We start from the raw sequence: 22,424 nt of genomic DNA, 5'->3' as shown, positions 1-22,424 counted from the left end.
TAAATCTGATGCTGTACTAGTACCTAGTACGTAGCCGCTTCCATATGGTTTCAATTTTCTTGGCCGTGTATTCCATTTCCTCCATAGTATTACCCAAACCGAAGCTAAAGCGAATCGCTGAATTCAAAACATCTTTAGGAAGATCCATCGCCTGCAACACATGCGACAATTCCAAAGACCCGGAAGTACAAGCTGAACCGCTGGCCGCTGCAATTCCTTCCATATCCAGATTCATCAGCATCGTCTCCGTACCGATATCCGGAAAGCTAAGATTTAGCACATTCGGTAAAAAATGCTTAGGGTCGCCGTTGATTACAAAAGCGTCTTTCCCCAAAGTGTTTTCCAGTGCTTTCAGCAGAGTTTGACGAAGAGTCATATCGTACGCCCAACGTTCCTCTATAGAGGTGTTAGCCAGAGTTGCTGCTTTAGCTAAGCCTGCAATCCCGGCAACGTTTTCTGTACCAGCACGACGTTTTTTCTCCTGAAGTCCCCCGTGCATCAAAGGCTGGATACGTGTACCCTGACGGATATACAAAGCTCCAACGCCTTGCGGGCCGTTAATTTTATGACCGGATACACTAAGTAAATCAACCGAAAGAATATGGAGGTCTATCTGTATATGACCGTAAGCTTGAACCGCATCTACATGGAATACAATAGCATGTTCTCCCGCAATCTGTCCCACTTCTTGGATCGGCTGAATTACGCCTACCTCATTGTTGGCATGCATCATGCTGATCAAAAAAGTGTCCGGCCGGATCGCAGCCTCTATGTCGGCTGGATTGACGCGCCCAAAGCTGTTGACTGGCACATAGGTCACTTCATAACCCGCTTTTTCGAGTTCAGCGCAAGCATGAAGCACCGCATGATGCTCAATGGTTGTCGTAATGATATGGCCGGAAGTGCGGCCATCTGCCGTAGCCATCCCGAACAGGGCCAGATTATCGCTTTCTGTCCCTCCGCTTGTAAATATGATCTCTTCGGGCTTGCAGCCCAAAGAGGCCGCAACGGCATCCCGCGCTGCGCTGACGGTGCGCTTGGCATCCCGGCCGAAGGCATGAACGCTTGAAGCGTTACCGAATTGGCCGGTCATGATGTCCATTATAGTCTGCGCAACCTCAGGATGCATAGGAGTCGATGCGGCATGATCCAGATAAATTCTGTTCATGTTAATCCACCTCAAATGTAGAACATATAGTTATCCAATTCATCATGTTCCTGGTATGTGATCAAGTCCTTGAGCGTAGTGGAATCCAGTACTTCTGCAATACTGTCACGAATCCGTAGCCATAGCTGGCGCTTCGCCGGATCGTCCTCTTCAGTGAAATCTACCGGAGAAATCGGACCCTCCAATACACGAATAATGTCTCCTGCCGTTACCCCTGCCGGTTCACCCGCCAGAATATAACCGCCGTAAGCACCACGGATACTTTTTACCAAACCTGCATTGCGCAAAGGCGCAATAAGCTGCTCCAGATAATGCTCGGAGAGCTGATTCTTCTCGGCTATACTTTTCAAAGACGTCGGACCTTCGCCAAACCTGGCTGCAAGTTCCATCATAATCGTCAGACCGTAGCGGCCTTTTGTTGATATTTTCAATTGTGCCACCTCACTTATAGTAACAATTCCGTTAAACACGCGGAATAACTGGTGTTATAAACCTCTCTATTCCGATCTTAACCCTCAGCTTATGTTAACATATTAGGGCAGGTAAAGGGAAATATTACGGTAACAATCTTAAAAAAAGTTGTTTTCGGACCATTTGGAACGGCTTTGGCCCATTTTATAGAACTTTCCCCCATCGTTCTCCGTGTCGTTGGATCGCACAGCCATCGTAACTTATTATCGTTTATGTTATAGTAGGAGGGTTCTACAACAATATTAAGAGAATTGGGTGATGACCATGGCTAAAGCCAATCATGAAACCCGTGTCGTCGTCGGCATGTCCGGGGGCGTCGACTCATCCGTTACCGCGCTGCTGCTAAAGGAGCAGGGCTATGACGTAATCGGCATCTTCATGAAAAACTGGGATGACACGGATGAATTTGGCCGTTGTACGGCTGAGGAGGATGCGGAGGATGTACGCCGTGTCTGTGAGCAGATCGACATTCCTTACTATACCGTCAATTTTGAAAAAGAATACTTCGATAAAGTATTCTCGTATTTTCTTGATGAATATAAGGCTGGACGTACTCCAAACCCGGATGTCATGTGCAACCGTGAAATTAAATTTGGCGAATTTCTCAATAAAGCGCTGGATTTGGGCGCGGATTATGTTGCTACAGGACATTACGCCCGGGTTGTGGAAGAAAACGGCCGTTTTACCTTGCTGCGGGGCGTGGACAGCAACAAGGATCAGACCTACTTCCTGAATGCATTGAGCCAAAAGCAGTTGTCTCGGACTATGTTCCCTATCGGTCATTTGCCGAAACCGGAAGTCCGCAAAATTGCGGAAGCCGCAGGATTGTATACGGCCAAGAAGAAGGACAGCACTGGCGTATGCTTCATCGGCGAGCGTAATTTCAAGGAGTTTTTGAGCGGGTATCTGCCTGCTAAAGGCGGAGACATGGTGGATATCGCTACAGGTGAAGTCAAAGGACGCCATGATGGCCTGATGTACTATACACTCGGCCAACGGCAAGGCTTGGGCATAGGCGGCTCCGGTTCAGGCGAACCGTGGTTCGTAGCCGACAAGGATTTGGAAAAGAACATTTTGTATGTGGTACAGGGCGATCGTCACCACAGCTTGTATTCCACCAGTCTAATTGCAACCGACGTGAACTGGATTGAAGGCGCGGATACGCGTCCGTCCGGCGAATTCCGTTGTGCAGCCAAGTTCCGTTATCGCCAGCCTGATCAGCAAGTGACTTTGCAATGGCTTGAGGATGGAACCGTACACGTCGCATTCGACGTACATCAAAAAGCCATTACCCCTGGACAAGCCGTCGTATTTTACGATGGTGAACGGTGTCTGGGCGGCGGAACCATCGACAAGGTTGAAAAGCTCCAGCCTGAAACGGTTTAAAATAATCCCCGTTGATGTTGGCATAAATGTTTAAACAGGTGGTGTCCCTTCTATCTATGGAGGGACGCTTTTTTTATGAAAAGATGCTCTTTTCTCCATTTGGGTATATGATGTAGACAAGATATCTTACTTCAATTGAAAGGGAGCGTGCCTTTTATGTCTGATTCATTAGGAATGCTGACACCGGGTAAAAAAGTTTCTTTAAAAGAGTGGAACCCCAAGGATACTCAGGATATCAAAAATAAAGAAGAAATTCAGCAGGAAACAGATCAATTGAAGGAACGCTTCGCGGAATTACAAAGCAAATTATTTACGGAGAAAAAACAAGCCGTTTTGTTTGTATTTCAAGGTATGGATTGCAGCGGAAAAGATGGCGTCATCAAGCAGGTATTTTCCAATCTCAACCCGGCGGGAGTGACAGTCCACAGCTTTAAATCGCCTACAGCCGAAGAATTAAGTCACGATTTCCTGTGGCGTGCCCACAGCGTAGCCCCGGGACGTGGATATATCGCGGCATTCAACCGCTCTTATTATGAGGATGTACTGATTACACGTGTTCACAGTCAGGTATCCGACAAGCAGGCCAAACGAAATATTAAACACATCAAACATTTTGAACAATTGCTGCTGGATAGCAATGTTAAGGTCGTCAAAATCTTTTTACATATTTCAAAGCAATTCCAGTTGGAGAAGCTGATCGACCGTATTGAAAAGCCGCATAAAAACTGGAAGCTTGATCCGAGTGATTTGCAGGAACGTAAATTTTGGAAGCAATATACCCAATATTATGAGGACGTGCTGGAGCTAAGCGCAACCAAACAAGCTCCGTGGTATGTCGTTCCTTCGGATAACCGTTGGTACAGGGATTATACCGTGCTGCGCATTGCCGTCCAAACGCTGGAGGATATGAAGCTGTCCGATCCTGAACCAAGACCGGAACTGGAATCCCTTTTGCCTGAGCTGTATAAAGAACGGGATAAAAAATAGCTGCGCAGGCGCAAGTACTCTATCCTATGTTCGTTAACACATCAAAAAAAGCTTCCGAAACCTTACTCAAGGCTGAAAATGCCAGGGTAGAGATTTTGGAGGCTTTATTGCGTCAACTAACCCCATACCCAACAGCCGCAGCTACAACTCCTACCACCACCGAAGAAAGCACATACACAGCCGTACGCCGATATTCTCTACGCTCCATCAGTTGGACAGATTCATACCCGAATGTTGAAAAGGTGGTATAGCCACCACAAAAGCCTGTTCCCAGCAGCATCCAGAGTGCAGGAGACAGATTGTGCTGCGTAAATTCGCCGTACAGCCAACCGAGCAGCAATGAACCACTGATGTTAATGATCCACGTTCCCCACGGAAATGCGGTGCCAAACCTTTTTCCAACCCACATGCCAAGCCCGTATCTCGCCAATGTACCGACCATTCCACCTGCCGCCGCCCACCAGATCATAAGCTATACCTCCTGGGAAGCAGCTTGCGTCATTTTCGTGCCCATACGAATACCAGTCCAAGTCAAAAACAGACCTCCACATACACTCAGTAGCAGATACAACACAGCCGCAAGCGCATGATCATGAACCGTCAGACGTACAGCATCCATTGCAAAGGTGGAAAAGGTTGTAAAGGCCCCAGTAAAGCCTGTTCCGATGGCAAGTCGCCAGCGAGGCTTAATCCGCCACGACCGCAAAGTTACTGTAAAGAACCAGCCGAGAAACAGACAGCCGATCCAATTGATTAACAGTACGCCAAGTGGAAAATCGGCCCCTGACGCAGGCAGCAATGTTTGTACGCCATAACGGGCAGAGGTTCCGAGCGCTCCACCTGCCCCGACAAATAGCACGTCTTTCATCTTTACGTCCCCTTCTTCACTCTTGCAGTATTCATGGTGTAACCATAACAGTGGCTAAACCTGATCTTACACACTACGTATACCCATTTGCTACATTTATTTTACGACTGTGAATCCCGCCACTGTTGATTTTGTCTGATTTTCGACTCATTCCCCTGCTCTGTAGCCTGGTAAAAGGTCCGGTCTGCTATCGAATCAGGCAAATATTGCTGTTTCACATAATGGTTCGGATAATTGTGCGGATACTGATAGCCGACATGCCCCAGCTTCTCCGAGCCTTTGTAATGCGCATCACGCAAATGCAGCGGAACCTCAGCGGATTTGATATCGTCCATAGACGACATGGCCCGTGAAATCGCCGTATATACGGCATTGGATTTTGGACTCTCTACGGCGAACAAAATAGCCTGCGCGATGTTCAGCTTGGCCTCGGGCCAGCCGTTATTGCGATAGGCTTCAAGCGCACTCACTGCCTGCACCATCGCCTGCGGGTTCGCCAGACCAATGTCCTCACTGCTCGCTGCGATGAGGCGGCGGAGAAAGGTCATCGGGTCCATGCCGAGCTTCTCTACGGCGTAGAGAAACCAGAACAGCGCCGCGTCGCTGGAGCCGCGAATGCTTTTGTGAAAGGCGGACAGCACGTCATACTGCGTGGACTCGTCTGCCTTGACAATCGGGCGGCGAATGGATTCCTCCGCGACCTCTAACGTCACGTGAATCGTGCCGTCTGCCAGCGGAGGCGTCGTGAGCGCCGCCAATTCCATCGCGTTCAAGGCGCGGCGGATATCGCCGTTCGCCATGGACGCGATGTGATCCAGCGCAGCTTCGTCCACCTGAAGCTGCATATAGCCAAGCCCCTTGTCCGCATCGCCCAAGGCGCGGCGCATGGCTGCCAGCGAATGCTCCCGCGTTAGCGATTCGAGCTGAAACAATGTAGAACGGCTCAGCAAGGCGCCGTTTACGTAGTGAAAGGGGTTTTCGGTGGTGGCGCCGATAAATACGATTGTACCCTTTTCCACCGCAGGCAGCAGTGCATCCTGACGCGAGCTGTTGAAACGATGTACCTCATCGAGAAACAGGATCGTTTTTTTGCCGTACATCGATTTATTCGTTTGTGCGCGGTCAATGACTTCCCTCACGTCCTTCACTGACGCTTCCACTGCATTCAGGCGGACAAATTCGCCTTGCGTGTGTTGTGAAATGATATGCGCCAGCGTCGTCTTGCCACATCCCGGCGGCCCATACAGGAGGATGGAAGAAACCTGATCTGCCTCTATAGCTCTTCGCAGCAGCTTGCCCGGACCGACGACATGCTCCTGTCCAATATATTCATCCAGCGAAGTCGGACGCAGCCGGTCAGCAAGCAACCGATTGCTTGGCGTCGACTCCTGGGAATATGAAAATAAGTCCATTTCATTCACTTCCTTATGGTGATATGAGGGAACACTCTACCCCTGCGGGGTCCATATACATGGCGTTCGCTCATGCGGTTGAAACCTTGAAATTTCAAGCGATCTATGATCCTAAAAACGGGTTGAACCGCCTTTTATTCTACCATACCCACAGACAAGTTGCAGATAGCATGGTCATGGCATAACTATATATTTACATACCTGCAACCTAGCAAGCAAAAAAATAACAGCCGAACGAAAGATAAATTTCGTGGCTGTTCTTATGCTGGTAGATTTCCCTTATTTCGCCTGCTCCTGTACATAATTCGGAAGTGCACCCTCATGTAACAGCCACAGCTCATGCAGCGCACGGGTACAGCCCACATACAGCAGCTTGGCATCCCATGCCAGCTCTCCATAATGTTCTCGGTCGGCATCCGCTACAATGACTGCGTCGAACTCCAGCCCTTTGGACAGGTACACAGGTAGAATGGACAATCCACCTTCGTATTGCTTTTTACCACCGTCGATCAGATTCACATCTAATCCTGCATTTGTAAAAGCCTCATGCAGCTCCACTGCCTCCTTCAAGGTACGTGTCAGCACAGATACAGTGCGATATTCCTTGGAAGAAAGCTCTTGCAGAGCGGTCAGCAAACTCTGTTCACGCCCTGATGTACCGTATGGCAGTGTACGCACCGGATCGCCGCTACGGAATACCGGAACGGCCGTAATGCCGCCGCGAACCCCCTGCTCCAAAATCGTATTTGCAAACTCAATAATCTCCAGCGTAGATCTGTAGCTTCGGGTAAGTGCAAAATACCCCGTATGTTCCGGCGCAAAAAGAGAACTCATTTCTTCCCAGGCATGTACGCCACGGTATTCGTGAATACCCTGCGACAGATCACCCAATATCGTGAAGGAATGCCCTTTAACGAACAAATCCAATAGTGCGATATGAAAAGGTGAGAAATCCTGCGCTTCATCAATGACTACATGGTCAAAACGTTGAGACGATTCTACCTCATGAATCAGCACATGAAGATATACCAAGGCAGTAAGATCCTCTTCGCGGATAACCTGTTTACGCAGGTCCGACTGTGTGGTCTTAAAAATAGCAGCAGGCAAAGAAGCCTTCAACTCCGCAGCCGTGTCTGCGGGTAATCCTTTTGCTGCCTGAAAAAGCTGCTTGTAAAGCGTCAGTGCGTCATATTGGGGCCATTTTTTAGCATATGCCTTTTCCCGGGGTCCCGCTTTTTTCTTACGTTCCTTGAGTGCAGCCGCCGAGGGCGACTTTTTCAGCTCCATTTCAATCCAGCGATGGACTCTTGCAAGCACACGTTCTTTTCGCTTCGCGAGCGGATAGGGCTTGTATTCCTCATTGAACCAGTTCAAAATCTCCGCTCGCGAAAGCACCGCCCCATCCCATGGTGAAAAATCACCCTCCGGCACCGAAACAGGCTCCAGCCGATCCACAAAAGCTTGAAGCAGCTTCATGAAGTGAATCGAACCTTTGAATCGTCCTGGCGCCTCATCCATTGATTCCGTTCTCAGGCTACCGCTCTCAAACCAATAAGCTAACGTTTCAGCAGGATCAGCTATAGGTAAATCCAGACCCAACAGGTTAAGCGCCCAGTCCGCAAATGTACTTTGCTGAATATTTCCGACCCCCAGCTCTGGAAGTACATCTGAAATATAATCGAGAAACATATGATTCGGTGCAAAAATAACCATCTTGTCCGCCGATACCTGCTCCTTGTATTGATACAGTAAAAATGCGAGACGATGCAGCGCTACCGTCGTCTTGCCACTACCCGCTACCCCTTGAATGACGAGGGCTGTATTTTTAGCGGCACGAATGATTTGATCCTGCTCGGCCTGAATCGTAGATACGATATCCCGCAATCGGTTATCCTTGTTCTCTCCCAGGCGATAGACAAGAAATTCATCGGAAACCGCAGGCTCGTCGCTTTCACGATTATACGTATCGGCTACCCGTTCCAGTATTCTTTTACGAATGACAACGTTGCGCTTTAGATACACCAAGCCCTCAATCGTTCCCTCGGGAGCCTCGTAGGACACGGTTTCTTCACCGCCTGTAAAAGAATAAAACAAGCTGGCAATCGGCGCGCGCCAATCAATCACAAGCGGATACGCAGACGCTTCCTCGCGCTCCACTCCGATTTTGCCGATGTAGAGGGGCTTACGCTGTCCTCTGCCACGTTCGTCAAAATCCATGCGTCCAAAATAAGGCTCCTGCACACTTTTTGCCAAAGCCTGACGTTTTTCCTCCCGCCCGGATTCCAGCACCTGCTCCGTAAAATCATGCCCCGTGTACACCGGCGTATTGCGAAGCCGTTCCAATCTGCGATCAATTTCCTCCATAGCAAGCGACAGCCTGTGCTGTTCTTCTTGATAGGCACTTTGAAACCCGTTCTCCATTTCAGTTACCTCCTAAGAATATCAAGTCTCGATTTCTGCATCCCATTCACTTGCTCCGACACAAAAAAAGGAAAGTAAGCGTAACACATTAACCCCAAAAAATCCAACCTTATTTCCTAACACACCCATTTCCATGTACAAAAAAGACCTCCTTGTATCCTTCAAAGAAGCCAAAACACACTTTATATCATTCAAAAAAACCGTCCTGCTCTCATTTCAAGACAGCCCCTCCATTTTCACATACGAACACGCCCAGTAATATAACCACACCGCTTCTAACCAAATCCACAAAATTCACTTCAAACCACTTCTTCCACTCATACATCTGTTCTTATGCTCTTGCTCTTATGCTCTTGTTCTTAGCCCTTGAACTTCCCCTGCCCTTCACATAAAGTATGGACCCTTGCGGCACCCGCGAAGCGGCCTCTAACGCTCCATGCTCCTCTCCCTCATACTTCCACAAACTGCTTCTGAGCCAGCTCTCGGTACACTTCATGGGACTCAATCAGCTCCGCATGAGTTCCTGCACCGGTCACCTTCCCCTTGTCTAACACAATAATCTGATCGGAATGAACCACAGTAGACAAACGGTGAGCGATAACAATGGTCGTACGACCTTCCATCAGATTCGCCAGCGCTTTCTGCACCTCATGCTCGGAAGAGCTGTCCAGACTGGATGTAGCCTCGTCCAGCATAAGAATATCCGGGCTACGCAGAAGCGCACGCGCAATGGCAATCCGTTGACGTTGCCCACCGGAGAGCTTCATCCCCCGCTCACCCACCTCAGTCTCATAGTCTTGCGGTAAATCCATAATAAACGCATCCGCGTACGCCATCGTGGCTGCCTGTCTCACTTCCTCCAGATCAGCTTCCCGTCCCAAGCCGTACGTTATATTATCTCTGACCGTTCCGGTCATCATCGAGCTTTCCTGGGACACATAGCCAATTTTGGAGCGCCAGGAGGATAATGTATACAACGATATCGGTTCATCTCCATAACGAATCTCTCCCGTATCCGGTACATAAAAACGCTCCAGCAACGAAAATAACGTGGACTTGCCGCTTCCACTCGGTCCAACAAATGCCGTTGTTCGGTTAGCCGGAATGACCAAGCTGGCATGATGAAGAACCTCTTCACCCTCAGAATAGGAAAAGGCAACATCACGCAGCACGATATCCCTGCTTTCTTTTGTTGCTTCCTGCTTCAATTCCAGCGGCTCCTCTTCATGATCCAAAATCGTCTGAATTCGTTCCGTGGCACCTACCACCTTTTGCAGACGTGAATATAAGGTCGTGAACTGGGCCATTGGTGTAATGACCTGAAACAGTAGCAAAATAAAAGCTACCAAATCCCCGGCAGTCAGCACGCCTGATGCGACGCGAACACCACCAACACCCAAAATAATGACCAGGACGGCGGTCAGCAAGAACGTAGAAATGGGACCTACCAACGCCAAAATACGGGATTCCTGCAAGCCAAAACGGAACATCCGGTAAATCCGATCCTCTCCAGCCTGTGCTTCCCTGCTTTCGGTTCCGTACGCCTTTACCAGCCTGATTTCTCCGATAACCTGACTCAGTACCGAGGTCAGATCAGCCATCTCATCCTGCTGTTTTTTGGATATACGGTACATTTTCCTGCCCACGGGAAATAAAATCAGCGCTGTTAATGGAACGATAGCCATAATGATGAGCGTCATGACCCAATCCAGATAAAACAACAAGGCAATACCACCAATAATGGCAATTACGTTAGAAATCAGATTCACAAGATACTCCGTAATCAGGTTCATAATCAGGCTTGTATCATTGGTGACACGACTCATCGTATCCCCGGAGCGATTCCGATCAAAATACGGAATGGGAAGAGACAAAATCTTATGCCATAAGCGTTTGCGTAAATTAGCTACAATTTTATGTCCGGCATAGTTCAGCATATAAATGGAAACCGCTGAAGCTACAGCCTGAAGCACAAAGGCCCCCAGCAGGCCAAAAATGACCATACGGTTCAGTGAAGAAAAGGTTAAACCGTCGATCAGTCCCTTGGTCATCAGCGGTACAATTAAGCCGGCAGTCGTCTGAATCAAGGTCAGAATCAGGGCGATCACGAGAATGGCCTTGGGAGGATGTGCGCTTGCAATCAATTTGACAAATCGACCCATGCCAGCCTTATCGGGTTTTTTATCCGGCTTTTCCTTCATTCGATTCTGCTGTAGATGATGTTCCTTTTCCATAAACCATGTACCTCGCTTCTTGTCTGACCATTCTTCTCCAAACAACAACACCCGCGCTGTGCGCGGGTATGAATAGTACAGCCTAAATTTGAGTTTACTACACCAGAGAATGAAGCACAAAGTTAGCCACAAATAGCACGGAAATAATATACAATGCGACAGGCACTTCCTTGCCGCGCCCTGCTGCAAGCTTGGCTACGGGATATGCAATAAAGCCAAATGCCATTCCGTCTACAATGCTATAAGTAAAGGGCATCATCACCATGACCAGAAATGCAGGAAACGCCTCGGTAAAATCACTAAAATCCATCTCACGGACATTTTGTACCATCAGACCGCCAATGATGATGAGCACGGGCGCAATGGCACTATCCGGAATGTAAGCAAGTAACGGAATGAAAAAGAAGGTTGCCCCGAATAAAATGGCAGTGACCAGCGGCGTAGCCCCTGAGCGGCCTCCTGCTGCAATACCCGCCGTGGATTCCGCCGCCGCTACCGCCGGACTGCTCCCTAAAATTCCGGCAAAAATATTGGTTACCGCTAACACTCGCAGGCTGTTCTTGAACGTGTCCGGTCTTCCGATCATGTTGGTCTGGGCTGCAATCATCCCAATGTTTTCGAACAGAACAATAAGCAGCAACAAAAAAACAGCAATCCAGAAGGCTACCGAAACGATGCCTGAAAAGGATAGCTCACCAAACAATTGCCCATACTGCCGCACTGTTTCAGAGGTTCGCACCTCGCTTGTCGGTTCTACAGCTCCCAGCACGTAAGCAAGCCCCGTTCCTGCCAAAATACTAATCAGCAGTCCTCCCTGCACGTTGCGCACAAACAGCACAATAGCGAGCAGCAAGGTTACACAAGCCGTGATTACCTTTGGATCATTAAAATGGCCGATAGCGACAAAAGTCGTTTGGTGAGCAATCACGATGCCACTTTTTTGCAATCCGATAAAGGTCAAAAACAAACCAATTCCTACCGTAATTCCGTGCTGCAAATTATGGGGAATCGCCTGACTAATCAGCTTGTACAAGGACGTAAATGCAACAATGGCGAATAAAATGCCTGTAATGGTGACCACCATCAATGCTTCCTGCCAGCTCAGCTTCATAGAGTGTACGAGCGTATAAGTGAAAAAGGCATTAATCCCCATACCTGGTACCACAACCATTGGGGACTTTCCGCCAAAGGCCATAAGCAAGCAGCCAATAATCGACGTGAGCAGCGTACCCAGCATAGCTCCTTGTAACGGAATCCCGGCATCTGCCAAAATGGTCGCATTGACCATGACAATATATACAACGGAAAAATAGGAAATGGCACCAGCGGCCACTTCCTTTTTCCAATGATGCTCGGGTTTGTAACCAAGACTTCTGGACCATAGTCCACCCTTCATACCAAAACCCTCCAGCAAGTTGTTCGATCTGTAGTTACTATTTTCAGACTTACACGCCAGCGTTGTTTAACAAATCCTTGACTGCCACACTGACCATGATCAATCCTGCCACGGGAGGTACAAAAGCATTACTCGCAGGCGGCTGCTTCGCCTTCCGGATTTCGGGTGCGTTCGCAGGTACGATTTTTTTCGTAATCTCTTCACGCGGCTTCATCGGCTCCTCATCCGAAAATACGACCTTGACGCCTTTTGTAATGCCTTCCTTACGCAGCTTGGTGCGGATTACACGGGCAATCGGGTCCATTTTCGTTTGGGAGATATCCGCCACCTGAAAACGGCTAGGGTCCATTTTATTGGCCGCGCCCATACTGGAGATCATCGGAATCCCCCGTTTCAGACATTCCTTGATCAAATGGATTTTGTAAATAATCGTATCCGAGGCATCCAGCACATAATCCAGATCGTACTTGAACAGCTCCTCATACGTTTCTTCCGTATAAAACATGTTCAGTGCAATCGCTTCACATTCAGGATTAATCAGCTTCACGCGCTCTACCATCAGATCAGCCTTTTTTTGGCCTACCGTTGTCGTCAGCGCATGAATTTGGCGGTTAATATTAGTAATATCCACGACGTCCTTATCAATCAAAATGATGCGTCCAACACCCGTACGCGCCAGCGCTTCCACTGCAATGGAGCCGACACCACCGATACCTAACACGGCTACCGTGCTATTCTTCATAACCTCCAGCCCCTCAGTTCCGATGGCCAGCTCTGTTCGTGAAAATTGATGCAGCATATGGTATATATCCTCCCTCACTGATTTAGACACTATGCTTGAATTTCATGCATACAAACCACGAACCCATTATCCATAAGAGGGTAACGGGTTCATGACATTTTTTTCGCTATTCACAGGCCCAAGTAAGGCACTTATAGAATCAAATGTATGCCTTAAGCTTTAGGAGCAACTGGCTTTGGAGCAAGACGGATATGAAGCTGCTCCAATTGACCTTGATCCACTTCGGACGGTGCGTCCATCAGCAAATCCGTTGCATTGGCTGTTTTCGGGAATGCAATGGTTTCACGCAGGTTTGTACGACCCGCAAGCAACATCACCAGACGGTCAAAGCCGAAGGCAATACCACCATGTGGAGGCGTACCATATTCGAACGCATCCAACAGGTAGCCAAATTTTTCTTTAGCTACTTCTGGCGACAGGCCGAGAGCATTGAACATTTTCTCCTGAACATCGCGTTTGTAAATCCGCATCGAGCCGCCGCCCACTTCGTAGCCATTCAGCACGATATCGTAGGCTTGGGCACGAACTTGACCTGGGTCTGTGTCCAAGAGGGCAAGGTCTTCGTCCTTCGGACGTGTGAACGGATGGTGCTCTGCTACATAACGTTTTTGTTCTTCATCGTAGCCGAGCAACGGGAAGTCTACAACCCATGCAAATTTGTATACGTTGTCGTCGATCAGACCTAGTTGACGGCCAATTTTCAGACGAAGCGCGCCCAATACATCAGCGACTACTTTTTTGTTATCCGCAGAGAAGAGCAGCAAGTCGCCTTCTTCGGCTCCCGTACGCTCTCTCAGAGCTTCGATTTCTTCCGGTGTAAAGAATTTAACGATAGGCCCCTTGAATTCGCCTTCTTTTACTTGAATCCAAGCCAGACCCTTGGCACCGTAACGTGCAGCATAAGGACCCAGATCGTCAATTTCCTTGCGGCTCCATGTGCCACAGCCCTTAGCATTGAGAACTTTAACCTCGCCGCCTTTTTCAATTACAGAAGCAAATACCTTCACGCCGCTGCTTGACACGATATCATTGACATGAATCAGTTCAAGACCAAAACGCAGATCTGGCTTGTCAGAGCCGTACTTGTCCATTGCATCGGCATGTGTAATCCGTTGGAACGGCGTTTCCAGTTCAACACCAACCGTCTCTCTAAACAGCTTCACCATCAGTTGCTCCATCATGGGCAGCAAGTCATCCTGTTGCATAAAGGAGGTCTCAATGTCGACCTGTGTAAATTCAGGCTGGCGGTCGGCACGCAGGTCTTCATCGCGGAAGCAACGTGCAATTTGGTAGTAGCGCTCTACGCCACCCACCATCAACAATTGCTTGTAAAGTTGTGGCGATTGCGGCAAGGCGAAAAACTCACCCTCATGTACACGGCTTGGCACCAAATAGTCACGTGCACCCTCCGGCGAGCTTTTCGTCAAAATCGGTGTTTCCACCTCGATGAAATCTTCACCGTCCAGGAAGTCACGGAATACTTTTGCTGCTTTGGAACGCAGTTTCAACGTTTGGTGCATTTCCGGACGACGCAGGTCCAGATAACGGTATTTCAAACGCAACGACTCGTCTACTTCCACGCCATCCTCAATAAAGAATGGAGGTGTTTTGGCTGCATTCAATACTTCAATTTCTGTAATACGCACTTCAATTTCACCAGTAGGCAGGTTCGCGTTAATGGTTTCTGCATCACGCTTGACCACTGTACCCGTAACCTCCAGCACGTATTCACTACGAACTCGGTCCGCGATTTGCAGCGCGTCACCGGAATATGCCGGGTTAAACACGATTTGTACAATCCCGCTGCGGTCACGCAGGTCGATAAAAAGTACGCCTCCCAGGTCACGACGGGTTTGTACCCAACCGTTCAATGTAACTGTTTCTCCGATGTGCGCATGGGTTAATGCGCCGCATTGATGACTCCTTTTCATAATACACACTCCTGTTTATTGTTTTAGGGGTTGATGCTTTCTGACCAGCCGAAGGAAGTTCCACCCGACTGAATGTTACTCTGGATTAACCTAGCTCTTCCACCAGTTGATCCAGCTTGACGGTACGCTGCTCGCCAGTCTCCATGTTTTTCAGTGCGATTTCACCGCGTACCAGCTCATCCTCGCCCAAAATCGCAGTATACCGTGCTTTAAAACGATCTGCTGATTTCATCTGTGCCTTCATTTTGCGACCCAGATAATCTCGCTCTGCGGAAAATCCGGCTTGGCGCAGCTTGAACAGTTGTCTGGTTACTTCCGTTTCTGCCGCTTCACCCAACGCCACCATATAGACATCCAGCGGCTGGGCTTCATTCAGTTCGACACCCTGATGCTCCAAGATTAGCTGAATCCGCTCCAGTCCGATGCCGAAGCCTATACCCGGCTGATCCGGTCCGCCTAGATCGCCAACCAATCCGTTGTAGCGTCCGCCTCCACCGATGGTGTCAATGGCTCCAATTCCTTCGGCTTTGAATTCGAACGCGGTCAGCGTATAGTAATCCAGCCCCCGTACCAAGCGCGGGTTGACTGTATATTCCACACCCATGGCATCCAAACTTTGCTTTACCTTCTCAAAATGCGTGCTGGATTCCTCGTCCAAGCTATCCAAAATGGAAGGCGCACCGCCAAATTTGTCCTGGTCATCCTTGCTATCCAGCACTCGCAACGGGTTACGCTCAATGCGCGACTGGCTCTCCTTGGTCAACGTATCCTTGATCGGCAACAGGAAATCCACCAGATGCTGACGGTAAGCTGCACGACTGGCAGCATTGCCGACTGAGTTAATCTCTACCTTTACCCCTTTCAAGCCCAGCTCACGGCAGAACTGATACCCGAAAGCGATAACCTCTGCGTCCAGTGCAGGATCTACTGCACCTAAGGCTTCAATACCGAACTGGTGGAACTGGCGCTGACGTCCAGCCTGTGGACGCTCATAGCGGAACATTGGACCGATATAATACAGCTTCGTTACATCCGGCTCCCCGTACAGCTTGTTCTCCACGTAGGAGCGGACCACGCCTGCTGTCCCTTCCGGACGCAGTGTCATACTGCGTTTTCCCTTATCCTCAAAGGTGTACATTTCCTTTTCCACCACATCCGTTGTTTCACCCACACCCCGAACGAACAAATTCGTTTGCTCGAACATTGGTGTACGGATTTCACGATAATTAAAGCGGCGGCTAATTTCGCGGGCTTTTTCCTCGACCACTTGCCATCTTTCTACATTGCCCGGCAGCAAATCCTGCGTTCCCGTCGGTTTTTGAAAGGCCATTAACATATCCCCCCGTCTGTGTATTTCTTGTTTCAATATAAAACAAAAAATCTCTCGTCCCTGTTAAATTAACAGGGACGAGAGATTGTCGTTTACGAATCACCCGTGGTACCACCCACATTCCGGAGTTTAGCCGGACAACCAGCGTAAAAAACGCTCAGTGCCCGTCAGCATTGCGCTGACTCCGCTCATACGTATAACGCCCGTAACGCGCAGTACGGCTATTATGCAGGATATCGGCTATTTGGTACAATTACCATGTACTCTAAGCGTATATTCCTCAATTGTTCGCCGTCTGTTCTCGGGGAAGTCATTCGTCCGCTCATCAAGGGAATTTTTACAGCCTGGAAATTCCTCTCTGCGCTTGTGGGTTCGGAGTACTTGGTCCCGTCATCAAATCATTTTTCATTATTTTATGATTTTAATGAACCGCTTCGACAAAGTCAAGACATTCCCTTCACAATAAGACAAATAAGTCCTATAAAAAGAAAATAACCTGCGGAAACGGTCCGCAGGTTCAAAAGATATATCAAAAGGGGGTCATGCTGTTATTATAAACAACGAATATTAAGGAATGATGTTTCGAATATTACATTTGTATTACAGCCATTTCTATAACATCTGAATTCCTCAATTTATCGACAAACCGGTGACAGTTTTTTCAGCTTAAATCCAAATGTGCTACATAACCGCGATTGGAACGAAGCTTATAAACAACCTCATCGTAGTCAGCATCGTTCACCTTCGCAGATAACACATACCGTAATTCATCCTGATCACCGTTAATATAGACGTCTGTCGCATGAAGTAGGCTTGTGTCGTGATCCGTCGTTCCGCTGCGGTCTTCGTTCAAATCCCTGCGTGCAGTGCCACGGTCAGCCTCGCTATTCTCCTCCTCTGGAATAATGTTCTCACTATAAGCCCCCGCGACAGGTATCGCCGCGCCAGCAGTGCCAGTGTTGTTATAGGGTAACATTGGGATTAATACCCGCGTGTCCCTGCCGAGCGCATCATCCAGCGTACCTACCTCCAAATGCTCCGTGCTATAGGCTTGCAGCGAAGATCTGGCGCCCTCAGCTTCATCCTCCGTGCGAAAATACGCCTGAATTTGCTTTGCCATATCAAATCCTCCTCAGGATGGGATTGTACAAGCATGAATTCCAGTGGAATTTACAGTACCTTCAACAGCTCACGCACATAAGCGGGCTTATCTTTAGATGTACGAGACGTAATAAAGTTTCTGTCCACAACCGCCTCGCGATCCTCGCTTTGTTATTACCCGCTTAATCTATTTTTATAACAATTTGAAGCAGTTAAAAAGAAAAAGGAGCCTCTCGGCCCCTTTCCTACCTGCGCGGCAAAGCATCACGCCTCGGCTTGTCCGTAGCTGCTGCAACATGCTGCAATAACGTATCACTCTCACGAGTGAGGCTGGTTGCCTCCTGAATGCTACCGGGAAAAAGAAGTGCAGCAGTTCGATAACCGTCCATTTTCGGGGTTTGACGCATGGCTTCGTCTCTCCTGTCACCCTTAAGGCTATCCATCTGGCTAAACACCAGCGGAGATGACATTATCGTCCCCTTGAACGGTCATTTTATACTGCTCTACGTTACGAACGTTCGCTATCCAGAATCAGCGTTACCGGACCCCAGTTGGTCAATGACACATCCATCATGGCCCCGAAAATTCCTGTCTCGACCTCCAAGCCCTTCGCACGAAGCTGACTGTTGAAAAAATCGTACAGCTTCTCTGCTTCCTCCGGCTTGGCAGCGCCCATGAAATTCGGTCTTCTACCCTTGCGGCAGTCACCATAGAGCGTAAACTGAGAGACGGACAAAATAGCTCCGCCAACATCCAGCACACTGTTGTTCATTTTGCCTTCAGTATCCTCAAATATACGTAATCCCGCTGTTTTGTCCGCCAAATAAACGGCATCGGCCGCCGTATCTCCCTGACCAATACCAACCAGCAGCATCAATCCGGTTCCGATCTTGCCAACCACCTTTTGATTAACCGCTACCTGAGCGTCTTTACAGCGTTGAATAATAATCTTCATCGCCTGTCCGCTGTCTCCTTTATCCCTGCCCTTTAAGAGCCTCCTACAGGCAAGCCACGTCTCTTTTAGCAACATAACGTGTCTCTTATACCAAATTGCGTTACAAAGGCTGTAAACCTATTTACACACCCACAAGGGCTATTGCATAATCCGGTGAACAGTGTACACATCTTTCACCCGTTTGATTCGCTCAACAACAGAGTGCAAATGATCCGTATTGCGGATGAGAATCGTAATGTGAATCATCGCCATTTTATTTTTGTCCGTACGGCCTGTAACAGCTGAGAAGCTGGTTTTATTTTCTGAAATAGCCTGAAGCACCTCGTTCAACAAGCCGTTACGATCATGTCCTGTAATCTCAATATCGACGCTGTAATTCACTTCTGCAGCTTCTTCCCACTCAACCTCGATCACACGCGCCTGATCTTCGCCCGTACCCGAAGGGATATTAGGACAATCCGTGCGGTGAACAGATACCCCGCGTCCACGTGTTACATAACCGATAATGTCGTCTCCCGGCACAGGGTTACAGCATCGTGCAAAACGAACGAGCAAATTGTCTACGCCTCTGACGCTGACACCATTGGTCGGTGTTTTTTTCCGTTCGCCCTGCGGCTTATATTCCTTGACCTCGGTCGTCAGCTCAATCAGACGTGCCTCTTCTTGCTCTCGTCGCAGCTTCTCTGTCAAACGTGTACAGACCTGCGCTGCTGTAATTCCACCGAAGCCGATGGCAGACAGCATATCCTCGATATCGTTAAAAGAAAACTTCTGTGCAACCTCCAGAAGCTTGTCGTCGCTCATCCACACCGAAGGCTCTATATCGCGTTTTCTCAGCTCGCGTTCCAGGTTCTCACGGCCTTTTTCGACATTCTCCTCACGCTTTTCCTTCTTGAACCACTGCTTGATTTTACTGCGCGCGTGAGAGGACTGAGCAATTTTGAGCCAGTCCTGACTAGGTCCATAAGAATGCTTGGACGTCATAATTTCGACGATATCGCCGGTTTTAAGCCGATAGTCCAGCGGCACAATTCTTCCATTTACCTTGGAGCCAATTGTGCGGTTCCCGACTTCGGTATGGATCCGGAAAGCAAAATCCAGCGGAACCGATCCGGCTGGCAGCTCAATAACCTCTCCTTTTGGCGTAAATACAAAAACAAGGTCGGAGAAAAAGTCCATTTTGAGCGATTCCACAAATTCCGACGCGTCCTTCGCCTCATTTTGCAGCTCCAGAATTTCGCGAAAAAAGGTAATTTTATCCTCAAAATTGGTGTTATTCGATCCATTTCCTTCTTTGTAGGCCCAGTGAGCTGCGATCCCGAACTCAGCAGTACGGTGCATATCCACCGTGCGAATCTGTACCTCGGTTGGTTCGCCATTCGGACCGACTACTGTCGTATGAAGGGACTGATACATGTTGGCCTTAGGCATAGCGATATAATCTTTAAACCGCCCCGGCATCGGCTTCCACAATGTATGGATAATGCCCAGTGTGGCATAGCAGTCCTTAATATTATCCACAATGATCCGAATCGCCAGCAAATCATATATTTCATTGAATTGCTTGTTTTTCGTGGTCATTTTTTTAAACACACTGTAAATATGCTTGGGACGCCCGGATAAATCGGCCTGAATGCCCATCTCTTCCAGCTTCTCAGCAATGCGTTCTATAACGTTATCAATAAACTGCTCCCGCTCTGCCCGCTTCTTATGCATCAAATTGGCGATACGATAATATTGCTGAGGATTCAGATAGCGCAGAGCAATATCTTCCATTTCCCATTTAATTGCTGAAATACCCAGTCGGTTCGCAACCGGACAGAAAATTTCCAACGTTTCATAAGCGATCCGGCGCTGGCTTTCCTCGGACTGGTATTTCAAGGTGCGCATGTTATGCAGACGATCCGCCAACTTGATGACAATGACGCGAATGTCCTGTGCCATGGCAATAAACATTTTTCGATAATTTTCGTTCTGTTGTTCTTCCTTGGAACGGAACTGGATACGCTCCAGCTTCGTCAGACCATCGACAAGCATCGCACATGTATCGCCAAAATGCTCGCGAATCTGCGCCAAAGACACCGTCGTATCCTCCACAACGTCATGTAAAAGAGCGGCAATAATGGAGATGGTATCCATCTGCATATTAACGACGATATCAGCAACCGCAAGCGGATGCAGAATATAAGGTTCACCGGACTTGCGAGTCTGGCCTGAATGGGCCTGCTCGGCAAAATCGTAGGCTTCCCTGATGCGGATAAGATCTGCTTCTCTGGTATAGGCCCCGGCCTTTTTAAGTAATTGCTCTATCCCCATTCTGCTCTATTCCGTGTCCTTTCTATGCAAAATGGAACCCGCCGATCAATGTCGCACAAAGGTTCCCTTTTAAAAGTGATTTCCTACAATTATGACGGTTACCACGTCACACGTCAACTGTTACAGGTTTGGCATTGTCATGTCATTCCGACACATATAGGTCAATGAAATCAGGATTGTTGGCGAAATGAAACGAATTATATTGAAAAAAATACGAAAAGTAATTAATGTATATAAGAATAATTGAAAGAACTAAGGAGTGAACTGCGTTGCAACGCGAAATTCAAGTTAATGAAAAGCTTCCGGCAGGACCCGGGTTCCTGCTCAGCGTACAGCATTTGTTTGCCATGTTTGGCAGTACCGTGCTGGTACCGAATATCTTCGGTGTCGATCCCGGCATGATTTTGCTAATGAATGGAATTGGCACATTACTGTACATCTGGATCTGCCGTGGCAAAATTCCCGCCTATCTCGGCTCCAGCTTCGCTTTTATCGCTCCAGTTAGTCTCGTGCTTAAAAACAACCCTGGTGGCAATGGTTATGCCATGGCCCTCGGCGCTTTCATTGTTACAGGTATTATTTTCTGCCTTGTTGCGCTGGTAATCAAATATGCCGGAACCCGGTGGCTGGACGTTGTATTCCCACCAGCTGTCATGGGCTCCATTGTAGCTCTGATTGGTCTGGAGCTGGTTCCGGTTGCAGCAGGCATGGCAGGCATTATCAATGCCGATCCAACCAAAGCCTGGACCCCGGATCCCAAAACCATTACCCTTTCCCTTATTACACTCGGTGTCACTGTTCTGGGAGCCGTGCTGTTTCGCGGGTTTGCCAAAATCATTCATATTCTGATTGGTATCGTGGTGGGGTACATGCTCGCTTATTTTATGGGTATGGTAAACACGCAAGCAATTGCGGATGCACCTTTTTTCGGACATCCTGCAATTACCACTCCAGTATTTAACACCTCGGCTATGCTGACGATTCTTCCAGTCGCCCTGGTCGTTATCGTGGAGCATATCGGGCATTTGCTTGTGACTAGCAATATTGTCGGACGCGAGCTGTCGAAAGATCCCGGCCTTCATCGTTCGCTGCTGGGTAACGGTATCTCCACTATCTTTTCTGGTTTTGTTGGCTCGACGCCCAATACAACCTATGGTGAAAATATCGGTGTCATGGCATTAACGAAAGTGTACTCTGTATGGGTCATTGGTGGGGCCGCTGTTATTGCCATCCTATTGTCCTTCTCAGGCACCTTCTCGGCGATTGTTTCCAATATCCCGGCTCCGGTCATGGGTGGTGTATCCTTGCTGTTGTTCGGTGTCATCGCTGCTTCCGGTCTAAGAATCTTCGTGGAGCAAAAAGTTGATTTCGCCAAGCCGACTAACATGCTGCTTGCTACGGTCGTACTGGTCGTCGGAATCAGTGGTGCTACACTCACTTGGGGCGCTGTTACCCTCAAAGGTATGGCATTGGCTACAATCATCGGGATTATCCTTAGCTTGTTCTTCAAGCTGATTGACGTACTCGGCTGGTCCAATGATAAAACTCAGGAACCCTTGATAGAAAAAACACCGGATTGATGCCTGTCCCATCACATTAAAAATCGCCGACTCCATGTGCTGCGAATGAACACCACCTGCCAAAAC

18 protein-coding genes and 1 pseudogene are annotated in these 22,424 nt (G+C 48.5%); 3 read left to right on the top strand and 16 right to left on the bottom strand.

The window, feature by feature from the left end:
- Nucleotides 1–16: 16 nt before the first annotated feature.
- Nucleotides 17–1,168 carry a cysteine desulfurase family protein gene (locus ACIFQM_RS13260; RefSeq protein ID WP_430037504.1) on the bottom strand — a complete coding sequence of 384 codons (1,152 nt, stop codon included), beginning with the start codon at nucleotides 1,166–1,168 and terminating at the stop codon, nucleotides 17–19.
- Nucleotides 1,169–1,179: 11 nt separating this feature from the next.
- On the bottom strand, nucleotides 1,180–1,599 hold the full coding sequence (gene cymR, locus ACIFQM_RS13255) for a cysteine metabolism transcriptional regulator CymR (protein ID WP_014282941.1): 420 nt from the start codon (nucleotides 1,597–1,599) through the stop codon (nucleotides 1,180–1,182).
- Nucleotides 1,600–1,897: 298 nt separating this feature from the next.
- On the opposite strand from cymR, the gene mnmA reads away from it, so the two are divergent.
- Entirely contained in the window at nucleotides 1,898–3,025 is a 1,128-nt protein-coding gene (gene mnmA, locus ACIFQM_RS13250) for a tRNA 2-thiouridine(34) synthase MnmA (protein WP_430037501.1), read from the top strand.
- Between the two features lie 156 nt (nucleotides 3,026–3,181).
- A complete protein-coding gene (locus tag ACIFQM_RS13245) occupies nucleotides 3,182–4,012 on the top strand; it encodes a PPK2 family polyphosphate kinase (protein WP_430037499.1) in 831 nt (276 codons plus the stop codon).
- 112 nt (nucleotides 4,013–4,124) lie between these two features.
- Here ACIFQM_RS13245 and crcB (ACIFQM_RS13240) read toward each other — a convergent pair whose 3' ends face one another.
- The 14 genes and pseudogenes from crcB (ACIFQM_RS13240) to ACIFQM_RS13175 form a co-directional block, all read right to left on the bottom strand.
- Nucleotides 4,125–4,481 (bottom strand): fluoride efflux transporter CrcB, encoded by a 357-nt coding sequence (gene crcB, locus ACIFQM_RS13240; RefSeq protein WP_430037496.1) that lies wholly within the window; start codon nucleotides 4,479–4,481, stop codon nucleotides 4,125–4,127.
- A gap of 3 nt (nucleotides 4,482–4,484) precedes the next feature.
- A complete protein-coding gene (gene crcB / locus ACIFQM_RS13235; protein ID WP_430037493.1) occupies nucleotides 4,485–4,880 on the bottom strand; it encodes a fluoride efflux transporter CrcB in 396 nt (131 codons plus the stop codon).
- Between the two features lie 101 nt (nucleotides 4,881–4,981).
- Nucleotides 4,982–6,292, bottom strand: coding sequence for a replication-associated recombination protein A (locus ACIFQM_RS13230; RefSeq protein ID WP_430037491.1), 1,311 nt, complete (start codon nucleotides 6,290–6,292; stop codon nucleotides 4,982–4,984).
- Between the two features lie 279 nt (nucleotides 6,293–6,571).
- Nucleotides 6,572–8,713 (bottom strand): HelD family protein, encoded by a 2,142-nt coding sequence (locus tag ACIFQM_RS13225; RefSeq protein WP_430037488.1) that lies wholly within the window; start codon nucleotides 8,711–8,713, stop codon nucleotides 6,572–6,574.
- 449 nt (nucleotides 8,714–9,162) lie between these two features.
- Entirely contained in the window at nucleotides 9,163–10,914 is a 1,752-nt protein-coding gene (locus ACIFQM_RS13220; protein ID WP_430037606.1) for an ABC transporter ATP-binding protein, read from the bottom strand.
- 130 nt (nucleotides 10,915–11,044) lie between these two features.
- Nucleotides 11,045–12,343, bottom strand: a complete 1,299-nt coding sequence (locus ACIFQM_RS13215) for an NCS2 family permease (protein WP_430037485.1) — start codon at nucleotides 12,341–12,343, stop codon at nucleotides 11,045–11,047.
- Between the two features lie 49 nt (nucleotides 12,344–12,392).
- Nucleotides 12,393–13,142, bottom strand: coding sequence for a tRNA threonylcarbamoyladenosine dehydratase (locus tag ACIFQM_RS13210; protein ID WP_014282962.1), 750 nt, complete (start codon nucleotides 13,140–13,142; stop codon nucleotides 12,393–12,395).
- A 155-nt stretch (nucleotides 13,143–13,297) separates the two neighbouring features.
- Nucleotides 13,298–15,076 (bottom strand): aspartate--tRNA ligase, encoded by a 1,779-nt coding sequence (gene aspS / locus ACIFQM_RS13205; RefSeq protein WP_430037481.1) that lies wholly within the window; start codon nucleotides 15,074–15,076, stop codon nucleotides 13,298–13,300.
- An 85-nt stretch (nucleotides 15,077–15,161) separates the two neighbouring features.
- On the bottom strand, nucleotides 15,162–16,406 hold the full coding sequence (gene hisS / locus ACIFQM_RS13200) for a histidine--tRNA ligase (RefSeq protein ID WP_430037479.1): 1,245 nt from the start codon (nucleotides 16,404–16,406) through the stop codon (nucleotides 15,162–15,164).
- Nucleotides 16,407–17,067: 661 nt separating this feature from the next.
- On the bottom strand, nucleotides 17,068–17,526 hold the full coding sequence (locus tag ACIFQM_RS13195; RefSeq protein WP_430037476.1) for a hypothetical protein: 459 nt from the start codon (nucleotides 17,524–17,526) through the stop codon (nucleotides 17,068–17,070).
- A gap of 50 nt (nucleotides 17,527–17,576) precedes the next feature.
- Nucleotides 17,577–17,672, bottom strand: a pseudogene (locus ACIFQM_RS13190) (protease); the annotation flags it as partial.
- A gap of 80 nt (nucleotides 17,673–17,752) precedes the next feature.
- A complete protein-coding gene (locus ACIFQM_RS13185; protein ID WP_430037473.1) occupies nucleotides 17,753–17,914 on the bottom strand; it encodes a hypothetical protein in 162 nt (53 codons plus the stop codon).
- 101 nt (nucleotides 17,915–18,015) lie between these two features.
- Nucleotides 18,016–18,462, bottom strand: a complete 447-nt coding sequence (gene dtd, locus ACIFQM_RS13180; RefSeq protein WP_430037470.1) for a D-aminoacyl-tRNA deacylase — start codon at nucleotides 18,460–18,462, stop codon at nucleotides 18,016–18,018.
- Between the two features lie 138 nt (nucleotides 18,463–18,600).
- Nucleotides 18,601–20,778: a RelA/SpoT family protein gene (locus tag ACIFQM_RS13175; protein ID WP_430037467.1), complete on the bottom strand. Its 2,178-nt coding sequence runs from the start codon at nucleotides 20,776–20,778 to the stop codon at nucleotides 18,601–18,603.
- Nucleotides 20,779–21,047: 269 nt separating this feature from the next.
- Between ACIFQM_RS13175 and uraA the strand changes: the two genes are divergently transcribed.
- Nucleotides 21,048–22,358: a uracil permease gene (gene uraA, locus ACIFQM_RS13170; protein WP_430037464.1), complete on the top strand. Its 1,311-nt coding sequence runs from the start codon at nucleotides 21,048–21,050 to the stop codon at nucleotides 22,356–22,358.
- Nucleotides 22,359–22,424: the final 66 nt, after the last annotated feature.

It is taken from the genome of Paenibacillus sp. NRS-1782 (genome assembly GCF_050467685.1).
Taxonomy (GTDB): Bacteria; Bacillota; Bacilli; order Paenibacillales; family Paenibacillaceae; genus Paenibacillus; species Paenibacillus terrae_A.
Note: the sequence above shows the minus strand (reverse complement) of the source record. Positions and strands in the feature narration are given on the sequence as shown.

What these genes read in the sequence shown, in the direction of transcription:
- mnmA (WP_430037501.1), top strand. Translation starts at nt 1,898, where the DNA reads ATGACCATGGCTAAAGCCAATCATGAAACCCGTGTCGTCGTCGGCATG.
- ACIFQM_RS13210 (WP_014282962.1), bottom strand. Translation starts at nt 13,142, where the DNA reads ATGCTGCATCAATTTTCACGAACAGAGCTGGCCATCGGAACTGAGGGG.
- ACIFQM_RS13195 (WP_430037476.1), bottom strand. Translation starts at nt 17,526, where the DNA reads ATGGCAAAGCAAATTCAGGCGTATTTTCGCACGGAGGATGAAGCTGAG.
- ACIFQM_RS13245 (WP_430037499.1), top strand. Translation starts at nt 3,182, where the DNA reads ATGTCTGATTCATTAGGAATGCTGACACCGGGTAAAAAAGTTTCTTTA.
- ACIFQM_RS13215 (WP_430037485.1), bottom strand. Translation starts at nt 12,343, where the DNA reads ATGAAGGGTGGACTATGGTCCAGAAGTCTTGGTTACAAACCCGAGCAT.
- hisS (WP_430037479.1), bottom strand. Translation starts at nt 16,406, where the DNA reads ATGGCCTTTCAAAAACCGACGGGAACGCAGGATTTGCTGCCGGGCAAT.
- ACIFQM_RS13230 (WP_430037491.1), bottom strand. Translation starts at nt 6,292, where the DNA reads ATGGACTTATTTTCATATTCCCAGGAGTCGACGCCAAGCAATCGGTTG.
- ACIFQM_RS13225 (WP_430037488.1), bottom strand. Translation starts at nt 8,713, where the DNA reads ATGGAGAACGGGTTTCAAAGTGCCTATCAAGAAGAACAGCACAGGCTG.
- dtd (WP_430037470.1), bottom strand. Translation starts at nt 18,462, where the DNA reads ATGAAGATTATTATTCAACGCTGTAAAGACGCTCAGGTAGCGGTTAAT.
- ACIFQM_RS13220 (WP_430037606.1), bottom strand. Translation starts at nt 10,914, where the DNA reads ATGAAGGAAAAGCCGGATAAAAAACCCGATAAGGCTGGCATGGGTCGA.
- ACIFQM_RS13260 (WP_430037504.1), bottom strand. Translation starts at nt 1,168, where the DNA reads ATGAACAGAATTTATCTGGATCATGCCGCATCGACTCCTATGCATCCT.
- crcB (WP_430037493.1), bottom strand. Translation starts at nt 4,880, where the DNA reads ATGAAAGACGTGCTATTTGTCGGGGCAGGTGGAGCGCTCGGAACCTCT.
- ACIFQM_RS13175 (WP_430037467.1), bottom strand. Translation starts at nt 20,778, where the DNA reads ATGGGGATAGAGCAATTACTTAAAAAGGCCGGGGCCTATACCAGAGAA.
- ACIFQM_RS13185 (WP_430037473.1), bottom strand. Translation starts at nt 17,914, where the DNA reads ATGCGTCAAACCCCGAAAATGGACGGTTATCGAACTGCTGCACTTCTT.
- crcB (WP_430037496.1), bottom strand. Translation starts at nt 4,481, where the DNA reads ATGATCTGGTGGGCGGCGGCAGGTGGAATGGTCGGTACATTGGCGAGA.
- aspS (WP_430037481.1), bottom strand. Translation starts at nt 15,076, where the DNA reads ATGAAAAGGAGTCATCAATGCGGCGCATTAACCCATGCGCACATCGGA.